General features: G+C 63.0%; 24 protein-coding genes and 10 pseudogenes. 21 read left to right on the forward strand and 13 right to left on the reverse strand.

Annotated features, from left to right (window positions below; genetic code table 11):
- Nucleotides 1-192, reverse strand: a complete 192-nt coding sequence (locus tag ACZ1HK_RS09995; protein ID WP_472628597.1) for a hypothetical protein — start codon at nt 190-192, stop codon at nt 1-3.
- 232 nt (nt 193-424) lie between these two features.
- Between ACZ1HK_RS09995 and ACZ1HK_RS10000 the strand changes: the two genes are divergently transcribed.
- On the forward strand, nt 425-1,897 hold the full coding sequence (locus ACZ1HK_RS10000) for an ABC transporter substrate-binding protein (protein ID WP_472628598.1): 1,473 nt from the start codon (nt 425-427) through the stop codon (nt 1,895-1,897).
- Nucleotides 1,894-2,868 carry a hypothetical protein gene (locus ACZ1HK_RS10005; protein ID WP_472628599.1) on the forward strand — a complete coding sequence of 325 codons (975 nt, stop codon included), beginning with the start codon at nt 1,894-1,896 and terminating at the stop codon, nt 2,866-2,868. The genes ACZ1HK_RS10000 and ACZ1HK_RS10005 overlap by 4 nt, the downstream gene beginning before the upstream one ends.
- A gap of 19 nt (nt 2,869-2,887) precedes the next feature.
- Here the strand turns inward: ACZ1HK_RS10005 and ACZ1HK_RS10010 are convergent, their stop codons facing one another.
- Nucleotides 2,888-3,712 (reverse strand): MBL fold metallo-hydrolase, encoded by an 825-nt coding sequence (locus ACZ1HK_RS10010; RefSeq protein ID WP_472628600.1) that lies wholly within the window; start codon nt 3,710-3,712, stop codon nt 2,888-2,890.
- A gap of 82 nt (nt 3,713-3,794) precedes the next feature.
- Between ACZ1HK_RS10010 and ACZ1HK_RS10015 the strand changes: the two genes are divergently transcribed.
- On the forward strand, nt 3,795-4,193 hold the full coding sequence (locus ACZ1HK_RS10015) for a winged helix-turn-helix transcriptional regulator (protein WP_472628601.1): 399 nt from the start codon (nt 3,795-3,797) through the stop codon (nt 4,191-4,193).
- 84 nt (nt 4,194-4,277) lie between these two features.
- Nucleotides 4,278-5,681 carry a hypothetical protein gene (locus ACZ1HK_RS10020; protein ID WP_472628602.1) on the forward strand — a complete coding sequence of 468 codons (1,404 nt, stop codon included), beginning with the start codon at nt 4,278-4,280 and terminating at the stop codon, nt 5,679-5,681.
- Nucleotides 5,682-5,721: 40 nt separating this feature from the next.
- Here the strand turns inward: ACZ1HK_RS10020 and ACZ1HK_RS10025 are convergent, their stop codons facing one another.
- Nucleotides 5,722-6,936 carry an aminopeptidase P family protein gene (locus tag ACZ1HK_RS10025; RefSeq protein WP_472628603.1) on the reverse strand — a complete coding sequence of 405 codons (1,215 nt, stop codon included), beginning with the start codon at nt 6,934-6,936 and terminating at the stop codon, nt 5,722-5,724.
- A 164-nt stretch (nt 6,937-7,100) separates the two neighbouring features.
- Here ACZ1HK_RS10025 and ACZ1HK_RS10030 point away from each other — a divergent pair, with 164 nt between their 5' ends.
- The 7 genes and pseudogenes from ACZ1HK_RS10030 (at nt 7,101) to ACZ1HK_RS10060 (ending at nt 13,721) form a co-directional block, all read left to right on the forward strand.
- Nucleotides 7,101-8,042: an ABC transporter permease gene (locus ACZ1HK_RS10030; protein ID WP_472628604.1), complete on the forward strand. Its 942-nt coding sequence runs from the start codon at nt 7,101-7,103 to the stop codon at nt 8,040-8,042.
- Nucleotides 8,039-8,865: pseudogene (locus ACZ1HK_RS10035) on the forward strand (ABC transporter permease). The gene ACZ1HK_RS10030 and the pseudogene ACZ1HK_RS10035 overlap by 4 nt, the downstream one beginning before the upstream one ends.
- Nucleotides 8,862-10,415, forward strand: a complete 1,554-nt coding sequence (locus tag ACZ1HK_RS10040) for an ABC transporter ATP-binding protein (protein ID WP_472628605.1) — start codon at nt 8,862-8,864, stop codon at nt 10,413-10,415. The pseudogene ACZ1HK_RS10035 and the gene ACZ1HK_RS10040 overlap by 4 nt, the downstream one beginning before the upstream one ends.
- A pseudogene (locus ACZ1HK_RS10045) lies at nt 10,412-11,867 on the forward strand (aldehyde dehydrogenase family protein). Before ACZ1HK_RS10040 ends, ACZ1HK_RS10045 begins: the two are co-directional and overlap by 4 nt.
- Before the next feature lie 126 nt (nt 11,868-11,993).
- The gene (locus ACZ1HK_RS10050) at nt 11,994-12,506 is read left to right on the forward strand and encodes a hypothetical protein (protein WP_472628606.1); all 513 of its coding nucleotides are present in this window, start codon (nt 11,994-11,996) and stop codon (nt 12,504-12,506) included.
- Nucleotides 12,493-13,236: pseudogene (locus ACZ1HK_RS10055) on the forward strand (glucose 1-dehydrogenase). The gene ACZ1HK_RS10050 and the pseudogene ACZ1HK_RS10055 overlap by 14 nt, the downstream one beginning before the upstream one ends.
- The gene (locus ACZ1HK_RS10060; RefSeq protein ID WP_472628607.1) at nt 13,233-13,721 is read left to right on the forward strand and encodes a hypothetical protein; all 489 of its coding nucleotides are present in this window, start codon (nt 13,233-13,235) and stop codon (nt 13,719-13,721) included. Before ACZ1HK_RS10055 ends, ACZ1HK_RS10060 begins: the two are co-directional and overlap by 4 nt.
- Here the strand turns inward: ACZ1HK_RS10060 and ACZ1HK_RS10065 are convergent.
- The gene (locus tag ACZ1HK_RS10065; protein WP_472628608.1) at nt 13,688-14,023 is read right to left on the reverse strand and encodes a hypothetical protein; all 336 of its coding nucleotides are present in this window, start codon (nt 14,021-14,023) and stop codon (nt 13,688-13,690) included. The genes ACZ1HK_RS10060 and ACZ1HK_RS10065 overlap by 34 nt on opposite strands.
- 17 nt (nt 14,024-14,040) lie before the next feature.
- Between ACZ1HK_RS10065 and ACZ1HK_RS10070 the strand changes: the two are divergent.
- Nucleotides 14,041-15,020 (forward strand): annotated as a pseudogene (locus tag ACZ1HK_RS10070) (P1 family peptidase).
- Nucleotides 15,021-15,315: 295 nt separating this feature from the next.
- Here the strand turns inward: ACZ1HK_RS10070 and ACZ1HK_RS10075 are convergent.
- From ACZ1HK_RS10075 to ACZ1HK_RS10095, 5 genes and pseudogenes are all read right to left on the reverse strand, one after another.
- The gene (locus tag ACZ1HK_RS10075; RefSeq protein ID WP_472628609.1) at nt 15,316-15,897 is read right to left on the reverse strand and encodes a F0F1 ATP synthase subunit B; all 582 of its coding nucleotides are present in this window, start codon (nt 15,895-15,897) and stop codon (nt 15,316-15,318) included.
- Nucleotides 15,894-16,478: a F0F1 ATP synthase subunit B' gene (locus ACZ1HK_RS10080; RefSeq protein WP_472628610.1), complete on the reverse strand. Its 585-nt coding sequence runs from the start codon at nt 16,476-16,478 to the stop codon at nt 15,894-15,896. Before ACZ1HK_RS10080 ends, ACZ1HK_RS10075 begins: the two co-directional genes overlap by 4 nt.
- Before the next feature lie 81 nt (nt 16,479-16,559).
- Nucleotides 16,560-16,796 carry a F0F1 ATP synthase subunit C gene (locus ACZ1HK_RS10085; RefSeq protein WP_368476381.1) on the reverse strand — a complete coding sequence of 79 codons (237 nt, stop codon included), beginning with the start codon at nt 16,794-16,796 and terminating at the stop codon, nt 16,560-16,562.
- Between the two features lie 60 nt (nt 16,797-16,856).
- Nucleotides 16,857-17,604, reverse strand: a pseudogene (locus ACZ1HK_RS10090) (F0F1 ATP synthase subunit A).
- A gap of 93 nt (nt 17,605-17,697) precedes the next feature.
- Nucleotides 17,698-18,031, reverse strand: a pseudogene (locus ACZ1HK_RS10095) (AtpZ/AtpI family protein).
- 200 nt (nt 18,032-18,231) lie between these two features.
- On the opposite strand from ACZ1HK_RS10095, the gene ACZ1HK_RS10100 reads away from it, so the two are divergent.
- The 3 genes from ACZ1HK_RS10100 to ACZ1HK_RS10110 all read left to right on the forward strand — a co-directional run bounded on the left by ACZ1HK_RS10100 (nt 18,232) and on the right by ACZ1HK_RS10110 (nt 19,676).
- The gene (locus ACZ1HK_RS10100; RefSeq protein WP_472628611.1) at nt 18,232-18,573 is read left to right on the forward strand and encodes an ArsR/SmtB family transcription factor; all 342 of its coding nucleotides are present in this window, start codon (nt 18,232-18,234) and stop codon (nt 18,571-18,573) included.
- Nucleotides 18,574-18,681: 108 nt separating this feature from the next.
- Entirely contained in the window at nt 18,682-18,921 is a 240-nt protein-coding gene (locus ACZ1HK_RS10105) for a hypothetical protein (protein WP_472628612.1), read from the forward strand.
- A 77-nt stretch (nt 18,922-18,998) separates the two neighbouring features.
- Complete coding sequence (locus ACZ1HK_RS10110; protein WP_472628613.1) at nt 18,999-19,676, forward strand: hypothetical protein; 678 nt, start codon at nt 18,999-19,001, stop codon at nt 19,674-19,676.
- On the opposite strand, the gene ACZ1HK_RS10115 is transcribed toward ACZ1HK_RS10110, so the two are convergent.
- From ACZ1HK_RS10115 to ACZ1HK_RS10130, 4 genes and pseudogenes are all read right to left on the reverse strand, one after another.
- On the reverse strand, nt 19,677-19,895 hold the full coding sequence (locus ACZ1HK_RS10115; protein ID WP_472630924.1) for a ClbS/DfsB family four-helix bundle protein: 219 nt from the start codon (nt 19,893-19,895) through the stop codon (nt 19,677-19,679).
- 22 nt (nt 19,896-19,917) lie between these two features.
- A pseudogene (locus ACZ1HK_RS10120) lies at nt 19,918-20,163 on the reverse strand (ClbS/DfsB family four-helix bundle protein); the annotation flags it as partial.
- 86 nt (nt 20,164-20,249) lie between these two features.
- Nucleotides 20,250-21,139: pseudogene (locus tag ACZ1HK_RS10125) on the reverse strand (DMT family transporter).
- 197 nt (nt 21,140-21,336) lie between these two features.
- Nucleotides 21,337-22,217: pseudogene (locus tag ACZ1HK_RS10130) on the reverse strand (LysR family transcriptional regulator).
- A gap of 198 nt (nt 22,218-22,415) precedes the next feature.
- On the opposite strand from ACZ1HK_RS10130, the gene ACZ1HK_RS10135 reads away from it, so the two are divergent.
- The 6 genes and pseudogenes from ACZ1HK_RS10135 to ffh form a co-directional block, all read left to right on the forward strand.
- Nucleotides 22,416-22,997, forward strand: coding sequence for an FMN-dependent NADH-azoreductase (locus tag ACZ1HK_RS10135; RefSeq protein WP_472628614.1), 582 nt, complete (start codon nt 22,416-22,418; stop codon nt 22,995-22,997).
- 21 nt (nt 22,998-23,018) lie between these two features.
- Nucleotides 23,019-23,348 carry a DoxX family protein gene (locus ACZ1HK_RS10140; RefSeq protein ID WP_472628615.1) on the forward strand — a complete coding sequence of 110 codons (330 nt, stop codon included), beginning with the start codon at nt 23,019-23,021 and terminating at the stop codon, nt 23,346-23,348.
- Nucleotides 23,349-23,407: 59 nt separating this feature from the next.
- Nucleotides 23,408-23,617, forward strand: a complete 210-nt coding sequence (locus ACZ1HK_RS10145) for a hypothetical protein (RefSeq protein WP_472628616.1) — start codon at nt 23,408-23,410, stop codon at nt 23,615-23,617.
- Nucleotides 23,590-23,919, forward strand: a complete 330-nt coding sequence (locus tag ACZ1HK_RS10150; protein WP_472628617.1) for a hypothetical protein — start codon at nt 23,590-23,592, stop codon at nt 23,917-23,919. Before ACZ1HK_RS10145 ends, ACZ1HK_RS10150 begins: the two co-directional genes overlap by 28 nt.
- 11 nt (nt 23,920-23,930) lie before the next feature.
- Nucleotides 23,931-24,491: a hypothetical protein gene (locus tag ACZ1HK_RS10155; RefSeq protein WP_472628618.1), complete on the forward strand. Its 561-nt coding sequence runs from the start codon at nt 23,931-23,933 to the stop codon at nt 24,489-24,491.
- A 184-nt stretch (nt 24,492-24,675) separates the two neighbouring features.
- Nucleotides 24,676-26,169 (forward strand): annotated as a pseudogene (ffh, locus tag ACZ1HK_RS10160) (signal recognition particle protein); the annotation flags it as partial.
- Nucleotides 26,170-26,176 lie beyond the last annotated feature (7 nt).

The following is a 26,176-nucleotide window of genomic DNA, read 5'->3' on the forward strand; positions in this document are numbered from 1 at the left end:
TCAGGCGTATTCGACGAACCCGAGATGACGCAATGCGCGACTTGCAAGGTCCCGCGCGGCAGCGTCTCCGGCAATCAGATCCTCGTTCAGGCGCTTGATCAGGTCCGTCAGCGTTTTCGCGCTGGCCTGATCCTGGATGAATTTAGCGATCTGATCGCGTCCCAGCGCCAGAATATCTTCCGAACTTGGCATTTGGCGTCCCCCCAATGCGCGTTTCGTTGACTGTTCGCACAGCCACGCTAGAGGGATTCGCATCAGGCGAGATGCCAAAAACGACCCATGTGACACTTCTATCCACAGAAAATTTTCGCCTTGCCCAATCTCGCAGCAGCGCACTCTGACGCCGCGTTTCGCACTTTTCAGTAGGATTCCGCCCCAACCCTGCGCCACAATGGGAAAAACACGACCTCAGGGAGATCATACCATGACCCGTCACCTTCGCCTGTCCGCCGCCATGCTGGCACTGACCGCAGGTGCTGCTTTCGCGCAGCAAACCGACATCACCATCGGAATGCAGCTTGAGCCGCCCATGCTCGACCCTACCGGCGGGGCCGCCGCCGCGATTGATGAGGTCGTCTATGCGAATGTCTTCGAAGGGCTGACCCGCTTTGCCGCCGATGGCTCGATCATCCCCGGCCTCGCGGAGGCTTGGGAGATTTCCGAAGACGGCACGACATACACCTTCACCCTGCGCTCAGGCGTCACCTTCCACGACGGCGAAGCGATGACGGCCGAAGATGTCGTCTTCTCGCTCGACCGTGCGCGGGCCGAGGATACGACCAACGCGCAAGCCGCGCTTTTCGCCAACATCGTCAGCGCCGAGGCGGTGGATGACAGCACCGTTGTTATCACCCTCGACGGCCCCGATGGCGCGTTCCTGTTCGACATGGCCTGGGGGGACGCCGTGATCGTTGATCCGGCCTCGGCCGAGACCAACGCCACCAACCCCATCGGCACCGGCCCGTTCCGCTTTGTCGAATGGCGGCAGGGCGACAGCATCGAACTGGCCCGCAACGATGAATATTGGGGGGAGGCCGTGGCGCTTGAAGCCGCAACCTTCCGTTTCATCTCGGACCCCAACGCAGCTTTCGCTGCAATGATGGCGGGTGACGTGGATGCCTTCCCCGTCTTCCCCGCGCCGGAGACGCTGGCGCAGTTCGACGGCAACCCGCAATTCAACGTCATCGTCGGCTCCACCGAGGGTGAGACGATCCTTGCCATGAACAACGGCGCCGAAGCGCTCATGGATGTGCGCGTTCGCCAAGCCATCACCCATGCGATCAACCGCCAGGATATCATCGACGGCGCCATGTTCGGCTACGGTACGCCTATTGGCACCCACTTTGCGCCGCACAACCCCGACTACGTGGACCTGACCGGAAATTCCGAATTCAACCCGGACCGCGCCCGCGAACTGCTGGCGGAGGCCGGCGTTGAGAACCTGACCCTGCGCATGATGCTGCCGCCGCCCTCCTACGCCCGGCGCGGTGGAGAAATCATCGCCAGCCAACTGCGCGATGTCGGCATCGAGACCGAGATCACCAACCTCGAATGGGCGCAGTGGCTGGAACAGGTGTTCCGCGGCTATGACTATGATCTGACCATCGTCAGCCATACGGAACCCGCCGACATCAACATCTATGCGCGGCCGGAATACTACTTCCAATACGACAGCGCTGAGTTCCAAGCCCTTATGGACGAACTTTCCGTCACCTCAGACCCGGCAGAGCGCACCCGCATCAATCAGGCGGCGCAGGCGATGATCTCGGAAAACTACGTCAACGCGTACCTGTTCCAGCTCGCCAAAACCGGTGTCGCCAACGCCAATATCGTGGGGCTTTGGGAAAACTCACCCACACAGGCCAACGACCTGACAGGCGTCAGCTGGACCCAGTGATACGCTCCTTTATCAAAGCTTTGGCCCTCGCATGTGCGGGGGCCTTTCCGTCTGCGGCCGATGACCTTCCGCAGGGTGAATTCCTTCTGGCCGCGCAAATCGTGCCGGACGAATTTCTTGCCCGTTATGTGACGCTTGCCATCGAAGGGGATCGGATCGATGTGATCCTGTCCTCGCGCCTGCCGCTGGACTACGAGGCCTGCATGCAGGATCAATTAGCCTGTGTTTACCGCCAGATCGCAGCCACTGCACGGGGCGCACTGGACGGCGGAGAGCTTCAACTACAGGACGTCGCAATCCAAACCGATGCGGTGATCGAAGAGCAATTCCGCCATGACGCGCCCCTTTACACGTTGATCACCGAGCCGCTGGTGGAGGTGCTGGAGAAGACACAATTCACGCCCACCGATACGGGATTCACCCTAACCGCAAACGGCACATCCCTGCCGTTCTACCGCGCGACGGCGCAAGCACAGCAAGCGATCATGGTGTTCCCGTTCATGATGGAAATGTCGATCCGGACGCTTGGTGGCTGCGAAGTTGCTGCAATCGCCCCGCAATTTGAGGCAGGCGGCACGGCCTTCACCGATGCGCTTTTGGCCGCAACACGGGTGCACGATCTGGTGCGAGAGGCCGACGCGCTTGCACCGATCACCCGCGATGTCAGTGCGGAGGATGAACAACGCGCGTCGCGGCTCAACCGCATCGCAAGCCTCCCACAAATGCTGGCCTTCGTCACCGACCCAGGCCCGCTGGAGCCGCGGGTGGAGGCGCTTTGGACCGATGGCCCAGGCGCCGCCTTGTTTGACGATGATCGCGAGGCGTTTGATGAGGCGGTCGCGGGCTTTAGGCCGGAGCTTGAGCCTCTGGTCGGCTTCCTGACTCATCTGCGGACAAGCGGCGCGCAACCGACGGCAGAGGCCGCGTGCGGCGACCCCAGTTTTGGCTTTCTCGCAGCGCAGGGCGGTTAAGCCACGCGCCGCGACGGGTTCATTCCGGGTAAACCGCACCCACGGCCATCTGTACGGCAAAGCCAAGGCCCAGATCCTCGCGCCCGTCCATCATGCGGGCGGTCAATTCCTCCGCTGACGAGGTCTCTTCCAGCGCCTGTTGCCAGACATCCAGATAATCGCGCGTGAAGGCGAAGACACTGGCGTCGTTGGTGGAACTCTCCAGCCGGTGGCCCGGGATCACCGTCGCCGCGCCCATAGCCTCCAACGCGTCAAGGTTCGCGCGCCAAAGGTCCAGCCGCTCAACGCTCGTGTTCTCGGCCACCCAAACGTGGCAATCGACATAGGCCATATCCGCCGCGATCAGTGTATCGAGCGAGGCCACGTAGAGTGGCGTGATCACGTCTGTATCGCCGTGCATCGGGCCCAAAACCTCGATCTCTTCGCCCTCCAGCATCAGCGGGCCATCCAGCGCTTCGACCGCACCAATATCGGCGACGGGCAGCAGGGCCAGCACGTCCGGGTGCGCCACGGCACGCAGATCAGGGAAGCGTTCGCGGATGATGGGCAGGCCGGAATAGTGATCGGGATGAGCATGGGTGATGAACACAGTCTCAAGCGTGCGGCCAGTGGCCTCGATCACATCGGCCAGACGTGTCGCGTTTTCCGGAGTGAATTGCGTGTCGACGAGCAGCGCATTGCTATCCCCCATCAAAACGACGCTGTCGACATTGCCGCCCATGACGTCCCCGGTGAAGACCTCAGCGCCCGTAGGTGCGGCATTGGCAGAGGCGGGCCAAAGGGCTGCGGCCCCGGCACTGGCGGCGGTCAGTTGAACGAAGGTGCGGCGATCAAGCAGGAACATCTGGTTCTCCTTGCAAGGTTGGTTACAGAATCAATACCAACACTACATACGGAACCGATTTGATCCGTGAAGGAGGCACTTTTTGGTAACCAAGCCCACCGTCCCGGATGCCTATGGTCATCTGATCGAATACGACCCGCAAATCTGCCCGGTGCGCCATGTCCTGAACGGGATTGGCGACAAGTGGACCATTCTGGTGCTGACGGCGCTGAAATCCGGGCCCATGCGGTTTTCGGAGCTGCGCCGGGCAATTGCCGATATCTCGCAACGCATGCTGACCGTGACACTGCGCAAGCTGGAACGCGACGGATTTGTAAGCCGGGCGGTCACGCCAACAGTGCCTGCGCGGGTCGATTATGAGCTAACGGATCTGGGGAAATCGCTGGTCGGCACACTTGCCCCGCTGGCGGAATGGGCGCTCAACCACCGTGAACCCATCGCCAAATCCCGCGCTCTCTACGACCACGCAAACAATAGCTGACCCCACGGTCCCGATCATGTCATGGTGCTGTCATGTCGCGCGTCTAGACCACGCGGGAACCGAAAGATTGGGGGATGACACGCAATGACCTTGACCCGTTTTCTGGGCGCAACCGCGCTGACCCTTTCCTTTGCCTCGCCCGGCCTGGCGGACACTTTCGTTGTGACAAACCCCGGCGACAGCGGCGACGGCACTTTGCGCCAGGCCTTGGCCGATGCCGCGGCAAATACGGACGGCGTCGATTTCATCCACATTACAACCGATGATGACATCACGCTGGACGCGCCCCTTCTCTACGACGGGGAAGACCCGCTGGAGATCACCGGCCATGGCCATATCCTTCAGGCATCCGGCGATTTTGCCATCCTGACCACAACCCGCACAACCAGCCTGACCCTCAATCGCCTTCACCTTGCGGGAACTGGCGGCTATTCCATCGAGGCGCAGGGAGAAACGGGCGCACCTGGGCTACTCGTGGACGTGCCAGAAAATGCGTCCGGCCTCGTTCAGCTATTCCTCAATGGCGTCGAGGTGTCCGGCACAGCCGGGCACGGCATCCATGTCTCCGACTGCACGCTGGCTGAGGCCTGCGGCAGCGGTGAAGGCGGGGCTGGCGAAGGCTCGGATGCCTCCATTGCGCTGACTTTGACGCAAGTGACCGTCCGAAACAGCGCAAACGGGCGCTTCGATGCCGACGGCATCCGCGTCGATGAACGCGGCCCCGGCAGTATCCATTTCAATGCCATCGACCTTGTCGTCGAAGGCGTCGGCGCCGATGGCGTGGAGCTTGATGAAGGACAAGCCGGTGATGTGATCGTGACCGCTGCGGGCGGCAGTTACGTTGGAAATGGGGCGTATTGCGACCCCGGAATGCTGGCCGGCTTCCTGCCCGCCGAGGATGAAGGCGAATTTGTCGAAGGCACCACAGCCGCCGACGCAATCCCCGGCCCGATCACCGGCTCACCCGACGATGGCTGCTTCGAGCGTGAGGTGGACCTCTACGACGATGGCAGCGTCGAGGCCTATGAATTCGGGATCGACGTGGATGACGGCTTCGACATTGACGAAGACGGACCGGGCGACATCGTCGCCACCTTTCACGGCACGGCCATGACCGGCAATTTCGATGAAGGCTTCGACTTTGACGAAGCAGGCATGGGGGGTGTCGAGGCAAGTTTCATCGCCGTCTTCGCCGCAGACAATGTGGACGACGCCATCAAGATTTCCGAGGAAGGACCGGGCGACGTGGTCGGCACGGTGACGACAACCGAGGCCATCAGCAATGGCGGCGTCGGCATTGTCTATGAGGAAGACGATGACGGCGATCTACACCTTGTCATTCTGCGCTCCGCCACCGTTGGCAATGACGGCGGGGCGCTTGGCATAGAGGCTGTGCAGGACGGGGACGGGGATGGCTTCGTGTCCGTCATCGACACCGAAGTTGCCGATGGCATCGAAGTCGATGGCGCACAAATCGACCCGGACTGATCCGGGGACCCCGACCCTGATAGGATCGGGGCACCTGATCTCAGATCACGTTGAACTCCGGGCCGTACGGATAGCCCGTAGTGTTTTCCGCGCCGTCGTCTGTGACGATCAGAATGTCATGCTCGCGGTAGCCGCCCGCGCCGGGGTGACCATGGGGGATGGTCAGCATCGGCTCCATCGAGATGACCATGCCGGGCTCGAGGACCGTATGGATATCTTCGCGCAACTCCAGCCCGGCCTCGCGCCCGTAATAATGGCTCAACACACCGAAGGAATGACCGTACCCAAAGCTGCGATATTGCAGCAGGTCCCGTTCAGCGAAGAAAGCGTTGATCTGATGTGTGATCTCAGCACAGCTGACGCCGGGACGGATCAGGGATAACCCCAATTCATGCGCACCGATATTGGCCTGCCATATGGCCAGCGAGGCCGCGTCGACATCTTGCGCAAAAAGCGTCCGCTCAAGCGCGGTATAGTATCCTGAAATCATCGGAAAAGCGTTCAGGCTCAGCACATCGCCCCGCTCAATCGCGCGGCCCGTCACCGGGTTGTGCGCCCCGTCCGTGTTAAGACCGGATTGAAACCAGACCCACGTGTCGCGGTATTCCGCATCGGGGAAGGTGTCTGCGATATGCCGCTCCATCGCGTCACGTCCTGCCATGGCCACGTCGATTTCCCGCGCACCAACCTTGATCGCCTCGCGGATCGCATACCCGCCCACATCAGCGGCCATTGCGCCTGCGCGGATTAGATCCCGTTCGGCGGGCGATTTCACCAGGCGCTGCTGCATCGTCGCGGCGGCGATATCAACCGTCCCGGACGCGGCCAAAAACGTGTGCATCGCTTGATGTTGCGCCAAGGTCAGGTGGTCGCCCTCAAACGCCACGCGCCGCCCGCGACCGGCCACATGCGCCACCGCGCGCCAGAAATTGTCGCGCTCCCAATCCGTGTAGGTGATCGCCTCGAACGCGGACCGGCGCCAGGGCTGACCCGCATCAATGCCGGCGCTGACCACAACAGCCCGATCTGCGGTGACAACCAGCGCGTAGGGCCGACCGAACGCACAATAGAGGAAGCCGGAATAATAGGCGACGTTGTGCATTGAGGTCAGAACGGCAACCTCCGCGCCCTCCGCCTCAAGGATGTCCCGCAACCCGGCTAAGCGCGCCTCGTATTCAGACGGCGCAAATGGCAATGCAGCCTTTTCGCCGTTTTCGAAGGAATGAAACTGGGGGCGTGTGGCAGATGTTAGCATGACGCCGACCCTCCCTTTTACAAGAAGACCCCGGCGTTCAGGGCAGTATGGCATATGGGGGGTGACGCCATCACCCAAGCCGTGCTGGTTCGGTAAACCGCCGGTGCGCGTTCGGTCAAGTCCCCTCTGGCCCCGGCTGCGCCCGCGCCTTAACCTGCGCGGCAATGCTGCGTTACCTCCTCATCCGCGCCCTGTCGCTTTCGCTCAGCCTGATCGTGGCCAGCATCGTGATCTTTGCGGTGATCGAGGTCATTCCCGGCGATCCTGCCGCGTTCATGTTGGGCCTGAACGCCACGGACGAGGCCATTGCCAATCTTCGCGCGGAACTTGGCCTGGGTGGATCAATGGTGGAGCGCTATGCGAGCTGGATCACCGGGATGCTTCAGGGCGATTTCGGCACCTCCTACACCTACCGTGTGCCGGTGGCCGAGCTGATCGCCGACCGCATCTGGGTCTCCCTGCCATTGGCGATCTTCGCTCTCATCCTCTCCACCCTTATCGCCATTCCCGTGGGCATCATTGCGGCCACCAACCGGGGCGGCGCGGGCGACTTTTCCATCATGGGTCTGACACAGCTTGGCATCGCGATCCCGAACTTCTGGTTCGCCATGCTGCTGGTCCTGCTTTTCGCAGTGACCCTGCCGTGGTTCTCCGCCGGTGGCTTTCCGGGGTGGGACAATCCCGGCCCCGCCCTGAAATCCCTCGTCCTGCCCGCCATCGCACTGGCCCTGCCGCAAGCCTCCATCCTCGCCCGCGTCATGCGCTCCGCCCTGATCGAGACACTCGATCAGGACTATATCCGCACCGCCCGCGCCCGGGGCCTCACGCGCGGCCAAACGATCCGCCGCCACGCGCTGCGCAATGCGCTGATCCCGGTGCTGACGATCATCGGCCTGCAATTCAGTTTCCTTCTGGCGGGCGCAATCATCATCGAAAACGTCTTCTTCCTGCCCGGCCTTGGGCGGCTGGTGTTCCAGGGCATAACTCAACGCGATCTGGTCGTTGTGGAATCCGTCACCATGCTGCTCGTCTTCGCCGTGATCGTCGTCACCTTCCTCGTCGATATCGCCTACGCCATCGCCGACCCAAGGCTGCGCCGCAAATGACAAGGCTGCCACCCTCCCTCGTGATCGGTGCCGCCATCACGCTGATTTACGCCGCCGTTGCGCTGCTCTCGCTGGTCTGGACGCCCTACGACATCACCAACCTGCAAATCTCCAATCGCCTTCAGCCCTGGTCGTCCGACGCATCTGTTCGGCACCGACCAGTTCGGCCGCGACATGGTCTCCATGCTGATGGAAGGCGCTCGCACCTCCATCGCCGTGGCCATCGTCGCTGTGGGCATCGGTGTTGCCATCGGTGTCCCCCTGGGCCTCGCCGCCGCCGCGAACCGAGGCTCCCTGCTTGATGAGATCATCATGCGCGGCAACGATCTGATTTTCGCCTTCCCCTCGCTGGTCATCGCAATCCTGATCACTGCGATCTGGGGTCCGTCCGCCACCAATGCGATCCTCGCCATCGGCATCTTCAACATCCCCGTCTTCGCCCGTGTGGCACGTGGGGGGCGCTCCCGATCTGGACGCTCGACTATATCCTCGCCGCCCGCACCGCTGGCAAATCCCGCGCCCGGATCAGCGCCGAACATGTTCTGCCCAACATCGCCAACCTGCTGATCGTGCAAGCCACGATCCAGTTCTCCCTCGGCATCCTTGCCGAGGCGGGCCTCAGTCCTATGTGGGCCTTGGCGCGCAGCCACCCACCTCTTCGCTCGGGCGCATGCTCAGCGAAAGCCAGACGATGATTTATTCTAATGCCTGGCTCGCCGTCCTGCCGGGTCTTGCCATCGTGATCCTCGTCCTCGGCCTCAACCTCTTGGGCGACGGCCTGCGCGATGCACTCGACCCAAGGCTGCGGAGGGCGCGGGAATGATCGACATCCGCAACCTTTCCGTACAGATCGCCGCGCTCGACATCCTGCGCGACGTATCATTGACCATCGCCCCCGGCGAAATCTTCGGCCTTGTCGGTGAAAGTGGCTCGGGCAAATCCATGACGGCGCTCTCGCTCATGGGCCTGTTGCCCCGCGTGATGCGGGCCGAAGGGAGTGCAACCCTGGACGGCACAGACCTGATCTCCCTGCCAGAAGACGCCCTCTGCGCGCTTCGCGGCAACGACATTTCGATGATCTTTCAAGAGCCGATGACCGCGCTCAACCCGGTCCAGACCATCGGCGATCAGGTGGCCGAAGTGCTCTCGATCCATGGCAAGGCAGACGGCCAACAGGCCCGCGACATCGCCCGCAACCGGCTCGACCGCGTGGGCCTGTCCCATATCGGCCTCGACCGCTATCCCCACGAACTCAGCGGCGGCCAGCGCCAGCGCGTCTGCATCGCCGCCGCCATCGCGCTGCACCCGCGCCTTCTCATTGCAGATGAGCCGACGACCGCCCTCGACGTCACCACGCAGGCGCAAATCCTCGACCTGCTGAAGGTATTGGTGGCTGAGGAGAACATGTCCCTCCTCCTGATCACTCACGATCTCGCCGTTGTCTCCGAAATGGCCGACCGCATCGCCGTGATGGAGAAGGGCGTGATCGTCGAACAAGGCGACACGGCGCAGGTTCTTCGCGACCAGAAGCACCCCTATACCCGCAAACTCTTCGCGGCGTCCTCTCACCAACCCGACCGTGATGGCGACGCAGCATCCGATGCGATCCTGCGCGTCGAAGGCGTCCACCGCCACTATCCCGGCGCACGCGACGGTTTCCGGCGCGGGCCGCCGGTGAAAGCGGTCAACGGCGTCAGCTTCGCCATCCAACGCGGCGAAAGTCTGGGCCTTGTGGGCGAGTCGGGTTGCGGTAAATCCACGCTTACCCGCACGATCCTCGGCCTTGATCCCGTGACCTCCGGCACCATCACTCTGAACAGCAACGCGATCTCACCCACATGCCGCGTGCCCAACCGCGCCGACATGCAGGTCGTTTTCCAAGACCCCTATGGCAGCTTCAATCCCCGCTGGCGCGTCGACCGGATCATCGCCGAACCCTTCCATCTGCTCGCCCGCAAGCCCGAGCCCTACGACATTGCCGAGGCCCTCGACGCGGTCCGTCTATCGCCCGATGACGCCCTCAAATACCCGCACGAATTCTCCGGCGGACAACGCCAGCGCATCGCCATCGCCCGCGCGCTTATTACCCGCCCGAAGCTGCTGGTGCTGGATGAAGCGGTCAGCGCGCTGGACGTCTCGGTCCGCGCGCAAATCCTCGATCTGTTGGCCGACCTGCAAAACCGCTTCGACCTCTCCTATCTCTTCATCTCCCACGATCTGACTGTCGTGCGCTCCATCACCGACCGCGTGCTGGTGATGCAGGCCGGTGAGATCGTCGAACAGGGCGCGACCGAACAAGTCTTCACCGCGCCCACCCATCCTTATACCCAAAACCTCCTCGCCTCGGCCCCAACGCTGGAGATCCCCTCATGACCGACCTGCCCCTCTGGTTTGACCCGTCTCTCGTCTTCATTGGTGCTGAATGGCGCGCGTCGGCGAGTGGCGAAACGCTTCCTGTATTGGACCCTTCTAACGGCACAGAAATCGCTCGGATTGCACGCGGGATAGACGCGGACATCACAGCCGCCGTGGATGCCGCCGAAGCGGCCCTCGGAAGCGAATGGGGCGCACTGACCGCTGCCGAACGAGGTCGCATTCTGTTCCGCCTTGGCGATTTGGTCCTGCAAAACGCCGAAGCGCTGGCCACGCTTGGAGGCCATCGACGTCGGCAAGCCGCTCAAACAGGCGAAGAACGACGTCATGGCCCTCGCCCGCTATTGCGAATTCTATGGCGGCGCGGCGGACAAGCTGACCGGCGATACCATTCCCTTCAACGCAGGCTTCACGGTCTACACCCTACGCGAACCCCATGGCGTGACCGGTCATATCATCCCGTGGAACTACCCGATGCAGATCATCGGCCGTTCCATCGGCGCGGCGCTTGCCACCGGCAATGCCTGCGTCCTGAAACCAGCCGAGGAAGCGTGCCTGACGGCACTGGCCTTCGCCGACCTCGCGCGGCAAGCAGGCCTCCCGGAAGGCGCGCTGAACGTTGTGCCGGGCCTTGGGACCGAAGCAGGCGCAGCGCTCACATCCGATGCCCGCGTGCGGCACTTGTCGTTCACAGGCTCGGTCGCCACAGGCAAGAAGGTCCAGATCGCGGCGGCCGAAAACATCGTGCCCGTCACGCTGGAATTGGGCGGCAAATCCCCGCAAGTTGTGTTCGAAGATGCAGACCTCGAAAAGGCACTACCCTTCCTTGTGAACGCGGGCATTCAGAACGCGGGCCAAACCTGCTCGGCCGGGTCGCGCATTCTGGTGCAGCGTTCGATCCACGATGAACTGGCTGCCCGGCTGGCCGGGGCCATCTCCGCCCTCAAAGTCGCCCCCGCCATGGCAGATGCCGATGTAGGTCCCCTCGTCTCCACCCGGCAGAAAAGCATCGTCGATGGCTTCCTCGCGCAAGCCACGCCGGATCAAATCCTGGCCCAAGCCACGTTGCCAAGTGGCCTGCCCGAAGGCGGCAACTACGTGCCCCCAACGCTGCTCGGCAATCTCTCTGCCGATCATTCCCTAGCCCAGGACGAAATCTTCGGCCCAGTGCAGGTCCTAATCCCCTTCGAAGACGAAGACGACGCCGTCCGCATCGCCAATGGCACCAAATATGGCCTCGTCGCATCGGTCTGGAGCGCCGATGGCGGCCGGCAGATGCAGTTGGCCAAGCGCCTACACGCCGGGCAGGTTTTCCTGAACAACTACGGGGCCGCTGGCGGGGTTGAGCTTCCATTCGGCGGAGTCGGCCATTCCGGCCATGGCCGCGAGAAAGGCTTCGAGGCGCTCTATGCCTTCACCAGCCTGAAAACCGTCGCGGCGCATCACGGCTGACCCTGTCACCTGCAAGGGCTTCCCCATGGACGGACGCCCGGCACCGGGGTAGCGTTCAACCGGAAGCTGAGGGCCGCATGATGGGCAAATTTCCAATCTTCTTTCTGCTGCTGTTCCTGGCGGCGCTTGGCCGCCGCCCTGTTCGGCGCCGCGCACAACCAACTCAGCTATTCCGTGGGCCCGACCTATTTCACCGAATTCAAATTCGACCAGTTCCAAATCGCGGAAGACACGCCAAACCGCCTTGGTGCGTCCATGGTCGGCGTGCTGGCCAGCTGGTGGATGGGTCCGCTCATCGGGCTGCCTGCGTTCCTCTACGGCCTCATCGCCGTGCCCAAGGCGCGCACCTACCTCGCAGCCGGTCTCGGCGCGATCTTCATTGTCGTGCTGCTGACGACCTTCGGGGCGCTCACCGGCCTGATCGGCGGCCTCGTGGCCGACAACACTGGCCTCCTCGATCCCTACCTGACCTTCCGCGACGGCCCCACGCGCTCGGACTTCCTGCGCGCAGGCTTCATGCATGACGCCAGTTACCTTGGCGGCGCGCTCGGCCTGATTGCCGCGTTCTTCCCGATGCGGCGCGCGCGCAAGATTGACCATCACATCGCAATGCAGGAGACCCAGAATGCTGCGACTTGAGGGCAAGACCGCCATCGTCACCGGTGCCGCCTCTGGCTTTGGCGCAGGCATCGCACGGGTCTTTTCGCGCGAAGGCGCGTCGGTGATGGTGGCGGACCTGAACGAGGAAGCCGCCGTTGCAATAGCCGATGACATCGGCGGCGCGGCGATCAGGACGGACGTGGCAGACGGCGCATCGGTCAAGGCCATGACGCAGGCCGCGCTCGATCAATGGGGCCAGATCGACATCGTGGTCAACAACGCCGGGATTACGCACCAGAAAGGCAATCTGGAGGATGTCAGCGAGGATGAATTCGACCGCGTCCTGGCCGTGAACGCCAAGTCCGTCTACCTGACCGCGCGCGAAATCGTGCCGCACATGAAGAAAGCAGGCACCGGCGCGATCCTCAACGTGGCCTCCACCGCTGGCCTCTCCCCCGCCCGCAACTCAATTGGTACAATGCGTCAAAGGGCTGGATGATCACCGCGACCAAGACCATGGCCGTCGAGCTCGCGCCCTGCCGGCATCCGGGTCAACGCGATCTGCCCAGTGGCCGGCGAAACGCCGCTTCTGGCCAGCTTCATGGGCGAAGACACGCCCCAGATGCGCGAAAAGTTCCTCGCCACGATCCCCATTGGCCGCTTCAGCCAGCCGGAAGATATGGGCGAAGCCGCCGCCTTCCTCTGCTCGGACGCGGCCTCAATGATCACTGGCGTTGCACTGGAAGTCGACGGGGGCCGCTGCATATGAGGGAGTTCTGGCGCATTTACCACGCCAGCCTTGGCTCATTTGGTGCCGTGTTGGGATCGCAATGGCGAGAACGCCAGATGGGCAGCACCGGCGACCGCGCGACCGATCTCAACCGTATCAACCTTTTCGCCGGGCGTTTCGCCTCGGAAGAAGACCTGTTTGCCTATTGCTTTACTCCTGTGACCGAACATGGACCCGAACAGATCAACCTTGATCTGCCCGAGGCCTCGATCGACACGTTCCAGGTTGATGCAGTCATGCACGACCAGATCGTTTCGCGCCTGGCGGAATACTTTGGCCCAAAGATTCGTCGACGCATCTTACGAAAACTCAAACCCGGTGAGGCGCTTATCCTCGTCCCCACAGCCGCGTTCTGCGGCGCGGAGTATCGCCTCCATAGCACATCGAAGTTGCGCCATCTTGGTTATGAGACAAGTCTCGCAACTGCGATTCAGAGCCAACTCGGCGCGGAATATCCTCTGTGACCGGCTACACCCGCCACGATCTGCCCGCCGACATCGCCGTCTTCGCGGGCGACTTCGCTAGTCAGCCGCTTGCCTTCGCGCACCTGCTCGACGAAGCGCCCGACCTCGACCTCACCCATGTAGAAGTTATCCAGTCCAACCATGCCGCCCGCCTCGCGACTTATTTCAACCCAGCGCCCGAACTCCCCACGGATCAAACCCTCGTCCTGATCCTGCCTGCGGCCCACGAAGGCCTTACCTGCCCAATCACTCAAACCGCACATCTCCGCCCGCTCGGCACCTTCCGCGGCACTGTCCCTCACCTGAGCCCGTCTCCATGATCCAACCCGGCCCCCGAAACCTCATCACCGACGTCACTGGCCTTCGCGTCGGGAATGCGCAGGACGCCCATATCAAGACCGGAACCACCGTCCTTGTCGGCGACCGCCCCTTCACCGCGGCCGTTCACGTCATGGGCGGCGCGCCGGGCACCCGCGAAACCGACCTGCTGGCGCCTGACAAACTGGTGCAGGAGGCCGACGCGCTGGTCCTGTCCGGCGGCTCTGCCTTCGGCCTTGATGCCGCATCCGGCGTTGCCGATGCCCTCCGCGCGCAGGGGCGCGGCTTTGCCGTGGGGGATCAGACCGTGCCGATTGTCCCCGGTGCGATCCTGTTCGACCTGATCAACGGCGGCGACAAGGACTGGCCCGAGAACCCCTATAAAGCCCTCGGCGCGGAGGCGCTCGCAAACGCCTCCGAGGCCTTCCAACTCGGCAGCCATGGCGCAGGCACCGGCACGCTCATCGCTGATCTCAAGGGCGGTCTCGGCTCCGCGTCCGCCACCCTGAACGGCATCACCGTTGGCGCGCTGGTCGCCGTCAACGCTTTGGGCCGCGTGACAATAGGCGACACAAAACACTTCTGGGCGGCCCCGTTTGAGATGCAGGCTGAATTTGGCGGCCATGGCCCCGCTCAATCGTTCAACCCACACGCCATCCCCCCTGTCAAAGGCGGCGACGCGCAGAACACCACGATCGCCATCGTCGCCACTGACGCCGCACTCACGCAAGCGCAAGCCACCCGCATGGCCACCGCTGCCCATGACGGCATGGCCCGCACGATCTATCCCAGCCACACGCCGATGGACGGTGATCTCGTCTTCGCCGCGGCGACCGGCACCGCCGATGCGCCGAAGCTGATCCCCTCATGCTCGGCCACCTCGCCGCCCTCTGCCTCACCCGCGCCATCGCGCGCGGCGTTTATGCCGCGACAGCAGCGCAGGACGATCTGCTCCCGACCTATTCCGCAAAACACGGGTGAGTCTTCTGGGGGTCAAGGACGGCGAAGCCGCCGCGCGATGCGCGGCAATCCTTGAGGCCCAGACGACTCGCCCAGACCATCGCAACCGCGCCTTGACGGGGCAGACCTGCCCCTCAAGCGCTTCTCAGCAGAGTCCAATTCCTCACCTCCGGCACAACGCCAGGATCTTGTTCGCAAGGCGGGATGGTGCGACGGGGCGGGCGGGTGGGCGGCGCGCCATCCCGCCGCTCTCTCAAAAACGAAAAGGCCCCGCCTCAAATCGGGCGGGGCTTCTCAATCCAGTAACGCGACAACCTCAGTGCAGCTGACGCTCCACCTCAGCAATCGCATCGTCGATCATCTTGTTCTGATCGGCCGCTTTCGTGCCCTTGGCAATCACCTCAGCCGCAGCCGCAACCGCCACCGAGGCCGCTTGATCACGCACAGCGCGATTGGCTTTCTGTTCGGCACTGGCGATCTGATCTTCCGCCGCCGCCAAACGCCGCGCGATGGACCGCGCGATCTCACCTTTGGCCTGCTCGGCAGCGTCCTCGGCATTGGCCTTCGCCTCGGCCACGATCCGCTGGCTCTGCTCTTCCACTTCGCGCGCCTTGCGCTCGTAGGAGGCCAGAAGCGTCTGCGCCTCTTCGCGCAACGCGCGGGCTTCATCCAGCTCGGCCTTGATGCCTTCCGCACGCTTGTCGAGCATACCGCCCAACATGGCAGGCACGCCGAAGTAGAACACGATGCCAAGGAAGACGAGGAAGCCGATCAGGACAACCCAGTCGGTGTTGAACAACGACACAAGGCCATAGCCGGGCTCGTATCCGTCCTCAGCGGCCATGGCTGGGGTCGCCAGCGCAAGGAATGCAATCGTCAGATACCGCATGTCTCTCACCCCTGCACCCGCGCCGACACTGCGGCAGCCACCGCGTCAGCATCTACATCCTGTCCAGGCGCCAGCGCCTGAACGATTTCCGCGGCCACGTCGCGCGCCACTTCTTCCGCGGTCGCCACGGCGCTCGCCTGGATCTCACCGATCCGTGCGGTCGACTCCGCGGTCTTGGCGGCGATCTCGGCATCTGCCTTGTCGATCTCGACCTGCAGCTGTGCCTGGATCTCGTCACGGGTCTCCTGGCTGATCCGCTGCGCTTCCGCGCGCGCATTGGCCAGAGCCGTGTTATAGCTTTCTTCCGCCTCAGCCGCCTGACGCTTCAGATCTTCGGCCGCCGCCAGATCGTTCGTCAGCGTCCCCTGCCGTTCCGCAATCACCGCCGAAATCCGCGGCAAGGCGATCTTCGACAGGATCAGGTAAATCGCGACCAGCGTCACAACGAGCCAGAAGACCTGGTTGTCGAACGTGGCAAAATCCAGTTGCGGCATACCGGGGGCGTCCGTCGCACCGTGATCGGTTCCGACAGCAACCTCTAGGCCGGCTTCAGCACCGCCATGGCCTGTATTTTCGGCATCGTCTGCCATGATATCCTCCGGGCCGGGTGGTTTACGTGGCGCGCCACCGCTTGGATGGCGCGCCCGACGTAAGGATCTTAGCTCTCTGTCTTAGACAGCGAACATCAGCAGCAGCGCGACGAGGAAGGCAAAGATGCCCAGTGCCTCGGCGAACGCGATGCCGATGAAGAGGGTTGCGGTCTGACCAGCAGCCGCGGAGGGGTTGCGCAGGGCGCCGGCGAGGAAGTTGCCGGCCACGTGGCCCACACCGATGGCAGCAGCGCCCGAGCCGATGGCTGCGAGGCCTGCACCGATGAATTGACCCATGCTTGCGATATCGCCTTCCATAACAGTTCTCCTTACGTTGGAAGTTGCGTTCTCACAGGGCGCGCTTGCCCCGCAAGAGAATTAGTGATGCGGGTGAAGCGCGTCCTTCAGATAGACACACGTCAGAATGGTGAACACGTAGGCCTGAATGGCCGACACCAGCACTTCGAGGCCATAGATCGCCACCACCCCAAGGATCGGCGCGACACCGGCCAGGCCCAAAGCGCCCGCAAAGCCCGCGAACACCTTCAGAACCGCGTGGCCCGCCATGACGTTACCGGCCAGACGAATGGAATGGCTGACGGGACGCACGAAGTACGAAATCAACTCGATGATCGCCAGGATCGGGCGCAGCGCAAGCGGTGCCGACGACACCCAGAACAGGCTCAGGAACCCGGCGCCATTCTTCACGAAACCCAGGATCGTCACCGTCAGGAACACCGCCGCCGCAAGGATCGCCGTCACGGCGATGTGCGAGGTTGTGGTGAAACTGCCACGGGATCAGGCCCAGAAAGTTGGCGCACAGAATGTAGAGGAACAGTGTGAAGATGTAGGGGAAGTACGGCAACGCATCCTTGCCTGCCACGTCCTCCACCATGTTGCGCACGAACCCATAGGCAAGCTCCGCAATGGACTGGCTGCGCGACGGGATAACCGCACGACCGCGCGTGCCCAGCACCATGATCGCAATCACCGCCAAAACCGCCAGACCGAACCACATCGTCGCGTTGGTGATCGTGAACGGACCAACCGCTCCGTCCCCGAACAGCGGCGACACGATGAACTGATCCATCGGGTGGATCGAAAGCCCGCCGTCATAGTCGTCCATCAGCGCTGCGATGAACGCGATGATGCAGCCAGACCGAACAGAACAAAGCCAACAACCTTGCCGCCACCGCTTTTGGCCTGCGAATTCGTGCTTTCAGTCGCCATCCTGCGTCTCCGTTTGCGCCTGCTTTTCAGCGGCTTTTTGAACCTCTTTCGCCGAGCGGATCATGGTTTTGACCCCGGCTATGAAGCCCAGAAGTATAAACACGATCATCAGCCAAGGCGTTGTGCCGAAGTGCCCAATCGAGCCCGTATCCAATTCCAAAGCCAATCGCCATTCCGGCCACCAGCTCAATCACCATCCGCCAGGCAAGCTGCGCCTGCGAATAATGCTCCTCCATGTGCTTGCGCTCCGGCTCGGCCCTGGACTTTGCCGCCGCGATCCGCGCTTCCAGCGCGCGCATGCGGTCTTCGTCACTCTCGGCCATGCCTGAAACACCCCACAGGGAAGTAGCGCGGAACCTATGCAGCGGGACACCCAGAGTCAACGCATCGGTTGAGCATCTATAGTCATTGAAAGATGCTTACATTATTTTACAGTGCGACAGTCTCGCCGCACCCTGCCCGGCCCAAAGCTCATATTCAACCATTTGGTTGACGATTGCACCTCAAACGCCCTAATCGCTCCATGGCCCAAACGCTCGACACTGTCTTTGCCGCCCTGGCGGACCCCACCCGCCGCGCGATCCTGCAGATGTTGCTGGAGGATGACATGGCCGTCACCGACGTGGCCGATCCGTTCGAGATGTCGCTTGCAGCCATCTCCAAGCACCTCAACGTCCTGACCAATGCGGGCCTCATCACCCAGGAAAAACGCGGCCGCGTGAAATGGTGCAAGCTGGAACCCGACGCGATGAAAGCCGCCTCCGTCTGGATGCAGGGGTTCGGTCAGTTCGAGCCGGTGAACCTCGATGCGTTCGAGGCGTTTCTGGAACGTGAACTCGGCACCTCCGAAAGCCCTGACCCATGATAGAGCCGCCTTGGGTCAAATTTCCCCAAGCCCACCCCATATACATCGCATGGCGGATGGGCGCGGGCGAAGACTATATCCACACCTTCCACGCCTGATGGCGCGATCATGCAGCAGACCTCGATGAAACCGGCCGTCTCGCCTATCTCGCGTGGGTGGCCGATGCCGCCCGCATGGGCCCACATTGCCATCGAAATGGTCTGGCCGGGGCTTTCTGAGGACATCGACATGATCTTCGATCCGGATCACCCGTCCCGCGCCCGTATTTTTGCAAAGGCCCAAGCCGCAGGCCTGCCCTCGGAAGAGGCCTGGTGGACCGATTTCAACGACGAACGCTGGGGCGCCTGAGGGACGCGCGCACAGGAAAACCCCCAGCGACGCAAAACGGCAAACCTGCTAAGCTTGCGTCCGAAAGGATCCTTTCCATGCGCCTCGCCCTTACTGCCCTCCTGGCTCTCACGGCCTCCCCGGCCCTCTCCCAAGCCACCTGCACCGAGCCCACAGGCCCCATTGAGACCTGTCTCGTCGGCGCGTGGATCGGCGACAGCACGATCCCCGAGGCGCTTGAACAAGCGATGCGCTCCATGCCCGACACGGTCCGCGCCAATTTCAACGACCTGGGCCGCCCCGTGGGCATGGTCATCTACGACGACGGCTTCTTTGAAACCTTCCCCATCGGCGTGAACGGCGTCACCGCCACCCGCGACGACGAGGGCAACGTCACGACCTTCGAGATGACCGGCCAGACCGTCACCACCGTGGGCTATTTCTCCGCCATCGGCGGCACGCTCGACATGTGCTTCCTGCCCGGCGGTGCCGGCAACCTGACCGGGCAGACCACCGTTACGACGTCCGACGGAACAACCGGCACGATCCCCCTGATGCCTGCACCTCCGGGTGGCGGCTTCAACCCGGTCATCACCTACACCTGCTCCGGCGACCGCATGACCCAAACCGTAGCTCTCCCCGCGCCCCTCGGCGCGATCACCTACGACCTGTCCCGCATTCCCGACGATATGTTCGAGATGGTGATGCAATGGACAACCGAGGATTTGCCCGGCGAGGGCGGCGATGATGGCTGGGACATCCCGGAGTCCGAATAGTCACCGCGCTGCCTTCATCCGCGCCCGCACATACTTCGCCGCAGACCGGAAATGGCTCGGCCCCGCAGCCTCGGCATAGCGCCCCCGCGTCCAACCCGTGCCACCCGGCATAGGCCCGCCGTAAAGCGTGGCCTCGTCCTGTGCCGCAATCCAGTCGCGCAGCCGCTCGGCCTCCCGCGCCAACGTTCGCTCGGGCCTCCGTCCAAGGGACGTCCGCATAAAGCTCCCGCAAGCCCGCATTGTAGGGCTTCAACGCATTCCACTTGACCCCATGGTCCGGCATCTGCGCGGCCTCGCCTTCCGCCTGCCATTGAAAGAACAACCCAATCCAATGCGCCCGGTGTGTCAGAATATCCTTGATGCTGGTCTCATCCGCATCCTTCGTCCCTGCCAAGTCATCCGGCACGGCCTCCAGCAACGCCGACAACTTGCGCCACTCCTTGTCGTGAACGTCCAATAGCTCAGCTCGGGTGGTTGCAGCGGGCATGGAAAGTCTCCTTTCCCGCCAAAGCTAACAAACGTGGCCAAAGCGCGCCTTGATCCGCCTCAAAGCACCCGCGTCGCGCGCCGCGCTCACTCCTTCAACAGCATCCCCAGCGCCAGCACCGTCAGCCCGATGCCCACCAGAACCAGCCCGCCGGGCACCGGCTGGCCCAGCGCGATCTCCCACAGGATCACCCAGCTTGGCGTCAGGTAGGTGTAGGCCATCACCTTCGATGATGGCAGCCGCATGGAGGCGAACTGGATCAGGAACACCGTCGCTGCACTGGCAAAGATCGCGACGTAGGCAATGGCAATCCAGACCATCGGCCGCAGCCCAGCCCAATCGGTCGCCGCCAAATCCCCCACACCCCAGATCGCGATGCACCCCGCGCAGGCCACCAGCGTCAGGAACGAGAAGACCAGCACAGGCTCTCCCCGGTTCAGCTTCCGCACCATCGGCGTGTAAACCGCATGCGCAATGCAGCCCACGAAATAGATCGCCTCCCCCCGGCCCACTTCGAACGCCAGCAGCGCCGAAAGGTCCGCGCGAAAGATCACCCAAGCCGCACCCACCGCCCCGATCGCCAACGCCAGCGCAATCCGTCCATCCACCACCTGCCGCAGCAGCAACCAGCCAAACAACGCCGACATCAAAGGCGTCAACGTGAACACCGCCGCCGCACTAACTGGCGGCGCCGTCTTCAACCCCTCGAACATCAAAACGAAATAGATCGCGAACAGCCCACCCAGGATCAGATAGCGCCACGGCGCCACCAAGGCCGATCGGACCGCTGCACCCCGCGCCCACACAACCGCCCCCATAATCACCGCGGCAATCGCGAACCGCACCGCGTTCAAACGCCGTCGGCGCAATCTCCTGCCGCCACCTGCCCACCAAGGCTAAACGATCCCGCCACCAGCGCCGAGAACAGGAGCATCGCCAGATGTCCGCCGCGTGCCGTGCCGATGGCCGCGCTCATCTTTGTTCCCTAAATATGCTCGGGGAGCGTCAGCGGGGGCAGACAGCCCCCTCGACCGTCCGCAATCCCGCGCCGCCCCGAACCGACCGGATGCAACCGCCGGCGCAGGCACGGGGCGCATGCGCCCCCGGCTGCGCCGGCCTGGTCGCGCGCGGCCGCGCCGCGGCGAAACACCTGGCGCGGTCCGGCTCATGGCATCACTCAACGGGCCAGGTCTTCACCTCATCCTTCAGGTGGCGCACGAAGGTCTGCACCTTCGCCGTGCGATGCAGATCCATATGCGTCACAAGCCAGATCTTCGCTGTCCAATCCTCAAGCGGCGGCAACATCTCCACCAGATCATCGGTCCGGTCCAGATCCCAGGACGCCACAAAACCGATCCCGATCCCCGCCAAAACCGCCTCCTTCACCGCCACCATTGAAGACGCGCGGAAAAAGATGGTGCTGCCTGGAACATTCTCATTCAGCCAGCGAAAGTACGGCGCACGCGGGGTCTCTTCCGTGGTGCCGACAAAGCGATGCTCGCTCCACATTATCGCCCGTCAGCATCCCGAACCGGTTCACATAACTGCGGCTGGCAACCAGCTTCAGGGTCTGTGTGAAGAAGTGCTGCACGATATTGTCCGGCTGGTCCGGTAACTTGCCCGCCCGGATCGCGACATGCGCCTCGCCATATTCCAGCCGGAACAACCGCGCGTCCGAGATCAGGCGCACCCGCAGATCCGCAATGCTTTTCCTGAAACCGCGCGACCGTTGGAACCAGCAATGGCGACAACGCGCCAAGCGAGGTGACGATCAACTCACCCGTCACCTCATCGCCGCGCCCCTTGATCCGGCCCGCAAGCTGCGTGAACTGATCGTCCGTCTGGCCAGCCACCGAAAGCAGATCCTGCCCCGCCTCGGTTGCGGTATAGCCACGGGCATGGCGTTGGAACAACTTCGCCCCCAAACGCCCTTCCAGCGCATCTATGTGCCGAATGACCGTCGCATGGTGCACACCCAGCGCCTCCGCAGCCCCGGACACAGTCCCCAATTTGGCGACCTGAAACGCCGTTCGCACCTCATCCCAATTGTCCATGGTTCTGTGCGTCCTTTCACAAAGATCAGCATTTCCACGACCATGCGCGCACAAATCGCGCAATGCAACGCCAACAAATCAACGGCTTCGCAGAAATGGTGCGAAAATGAACAGAATAGCTGCGCAATCATAGAATTGTGGATTTTGGCGCACATCGCAACTTTCGGGCATCGAATGCATCCCAAAAGGACCCGACCAATGACAGATACCGTTCTCCGCATTGATGCCTCCGCCCGCCGCGAAGGATCGACCTCACGCGACCTGACCACCAAGGTCATTGATCATCTGGCGCCTGTGCAGATCATCACCCGCGACCTCGCCTACGGCCTTCCCTTGATTGATGAAGCCTGGGTCGGCGCAAACTTCACCCCCGCTGATCAACGCAGCGCCGAACAGGCCGAAAAACTCGCCCTTTCCGACACCCTCGTGGCCGAGATCAAATCCGCCGACACCCTCGTCATCGGTGTTCCGATCTACAATTTCGGCGTGCCAGCCGCGTTGAAAGCATGGGTGGATCAGGTCGCCCGCGCCGGCGTGACGTTCAAATACACCGAGACCGGGCCAAAGGGCTTGCTGACTGGCAAGCGCGCGATCCTCGTCGTCGCCTCCGGCGGGACCGAGGCCGGGTCCGACATCGACTTTGCCACCGACTATATGCGTCACGTCCTTGGCTTCATCGGCATCACCGATGTCAGCCTTGTCACGGCGGACAGGCTCATGGTGGATGCCGAAGCGTCCATGTCGAAAGCAAACGCGCAGGTCGAGGCGCTGGCAGCATGATCAGCAAATACCTCCCTCGCCGTGAAGGCCCTGCTGACGCTGGCCTTTGTCGCGGCAGGCGCTGCGAAACTGATCGGCGCGGACATGATGGTCGCCACGTTTGACGCCATCGGCTGGGGCCAGTGGTTCCGCTATGTCACCGGAATGATCGAGGTTGGCGCCGCCATCCTGCTGTGGGTGCCGGGCAAGCAGGCATTCGGGTCGGCCCTGCTGGTGGCAACCATGATCTGCGCTGTCGGCTTCCACCTTCTGGTGCTCGGCCCCTCGGCGCTCCCCGCCGCTGTTCTGGGTCTTCTCGCCGCCTACGTGCTCTACGTGCATCGCGGGCAATTGACGGGCCAGCCAGCCTGAACAGGCCAAACCCGCCGCGCTCGATTTGTGCGGCGGGCAATCCGTGCTACCCTCGCGCCATGCGCTGGATCACGACCGCCCTTGCCCTGTGCCTTGCCGCCCCTGCCACGGCGCAGATCTGCACCATCGACTTCACCATCGAGGTCACGCAAGGCGTGGGCTTCATCGCACCCGGAACCGAGATGCCCGGCACGGCCGAGTTTGAGACCGACGGCCGGACCTTCCGGCAAGAGGGGGCACAATGGCCCATTTCGCCACCGGCCAGATGACCATCGGCGATGCCATCTCAGGCCGGATCTGGACGCTTATCACCACCTCACGCGGATCGGCGGCGGACCTGATCGGGGTCTACGCCTATGATGTAGAAGGGCTGACCTTCGCCGGCCAGAACTTCGATGGCCCCATGGCGCTGACCTTGTTCGGCGATCCCGGCACAAGGCCAACCACAGCGCCCCCCGCCACACAGGCGGAGTGGGACGAGATGAGCCTGCGACGCTCCTTCACGCTCCATGCGGACGCGGACATGCTGGCCGGTGATGTTGTCGACCTAACAGCGACGTGCACCAGCTAAGCCTGTCGACATTGATCTATTATTCGCCGCCCCGCATCGTTGAACGGACCGAGAAGAGCTTGGTGGTCCAACAAAGCAGCCGCCGCCACTACTTTGCACGTCTGATCTTCGCCCTTACGTTCCTCGGCGTTGCGCTCTTGTTCCTGGCAACCGGTCTGATCTCCACACCCGCATTGGTCTACGCGGCAGGGGCCGTCGTTTTGGTGACATCTTGCCTGCCGTTTGAGAAAATCGTGACCTTCAACGTAAAGGGCCGCGTCATTTCGATTGCGCAACGCGGGCCATTGGGAACATCACGCCAAACCATCGACGCAGGATCGCTGGAATGGATCGGCGCACGAACACTGAACGCGCGTGATCCGATCGCAAATGCGTCTCCTGTGGATATCACAATCGCCTTCTCCGCTGACGCCTCCCGTCAGGCGCTGTTCCGCACCTCGCGTGACGACGCGTTGGAGTTTCTCGCAGAACTCGACCATTGCAGGTTGCGCGCCCTTGGCGCATCCACACGTACCCGCCGGACAGCGATCCGGCTCTATTTAGCTCCGCCAATGATTGACTCCACACGCTGACACTCCTAAACGAACTCTCGAATAGCCGGAAAGCCAAAGCTTCCCGGTCCCGCGCGCGTTCGTAGGATCGCCCCCCGTCAGCGAGTTTCGCCCACGGGGGTAAGTCGCATTGGGACTTGGGTTGACGGGCACCGCCCCCATCTAGGGGGTTCACCCGGCAAACCGCGAGAAGGGGCACAGCCCGATGTTTGAAAATCTGTCCGAACGCCTTTCCGGCGTCTTTGACCGCCTCACCAAGCAAGGTGCGCTGTCCGAGGATGACGTCCGCACCGCCATGCGCGAAGTGCGCGTCGCCCTGCTTGAGGCCGACGTCTCCCTCCCCGTCGCCCGCTCCTTCATCAAAGCAGTCGAAAAGAAAGCCACCGGTGCCGCCGTCACCAAATCGGTCACGCCCGGCCAGCAGGTCATCAAGATCGTCCATGATGAGCTGATCGCCACCCTCACCGGCGACAGCGACCCTGGCAAACTGAAGATCGACAACCCGCCCGCCCCGATCCTCATGGTCGGCCTCCAGGGCTCGGGCAAGACGACGACCACCGCCAAACTCGCCAAGCGCCTCAAGGATCGCGAGGGCAAGAAAGTCCTCATGGCGTCCCTCGACACCAACCGCCCCGCGGCCATGGAACAACTGGCCATCCTCGGCACGCAGATCGGCGTCGACACGCTGCCCATCGTGCCCGGCGAAGACCCCGTCCAGATCGCCAAGCGCGCCAAGACCCAAGCCTCCCTCGCAGGCTACGACGTCTACATGCTCGACACCGCCGGCCGTCTCCACATCGACCAGGAGCTGATCGCCCAGGCCGCCGCCGTCCGCGACGTGGCCCAACCCCGCGAAACGCTCCTCGTCGTCGACGGCCTCACCGGCCAGGACGCCGTGAACGTCGCCACCGAATTCGACGACAAGATCGGCGTCTCGGGCGTCGTCCTCACCCGGATGGACGGCGACGGGCGCGGCGGTGCCGCGCTGTCAATGCGTCAGATCACCGGCAAACCCATCCGCTTCGTCGGCCTCGGCGAAAAAATGGACGCCATCGAAACGTTCGAGCCCGAGCGCATCGCGGGCCGCATCCTCGGCATGGGCGACATCGTGGCCCTCGTCGAAAAGGCGCAGGAAACGCTGGAGGCCGAACAGGCCGAGCGCATGATGAAGCGCTTCCAGAAGGGTATGTTCAACATGAACGACCTGCGCCAGCCAGCTTGAGCAGATGCAGAAGATGGGCGGCATGCAGGGCATGATGGGCATGATGCCCGGCATGGCCAAGATGTCGAAGCAGATCGAAGAGGCGGGCTTTGACGACACCATGGTCAAACGCCAGATCGCACTGATCAACTCCATGACCAAACGCGAACGCGCCAATCCGGGCCTCCTCAAGCCTCCCGCAAGAAGCGCATCGCCGCCGGTGCGGGGCAAGAGGTCTCAGACCTCAACAAACTGCTCAAGATGCAGCGCCAGATGGCCGATGCCATGAAGAAGCTCGGCAAAATGGGCAAGAAGGGCATGATGAAGGGCGGCCTCGGCGCGCTTCTGGGCAAAGGCGGCATGCCCGGTGGGATGCCCGGCGGACTGCCCGCCGGCATGGACCCGTCCAAGATGGACCCGGCTGCTTTGGAACAGGCCATGAAGGGTATGGGCGGTGGCCTTCCGGGCGGCAGTGCCCGGCCTCCCGGGCCTCGGGGGCGACAAG

The sequence above is a fragment of the Gymnodinialimonas sp. JB5-7 genome, assembly GCF_055693405.1.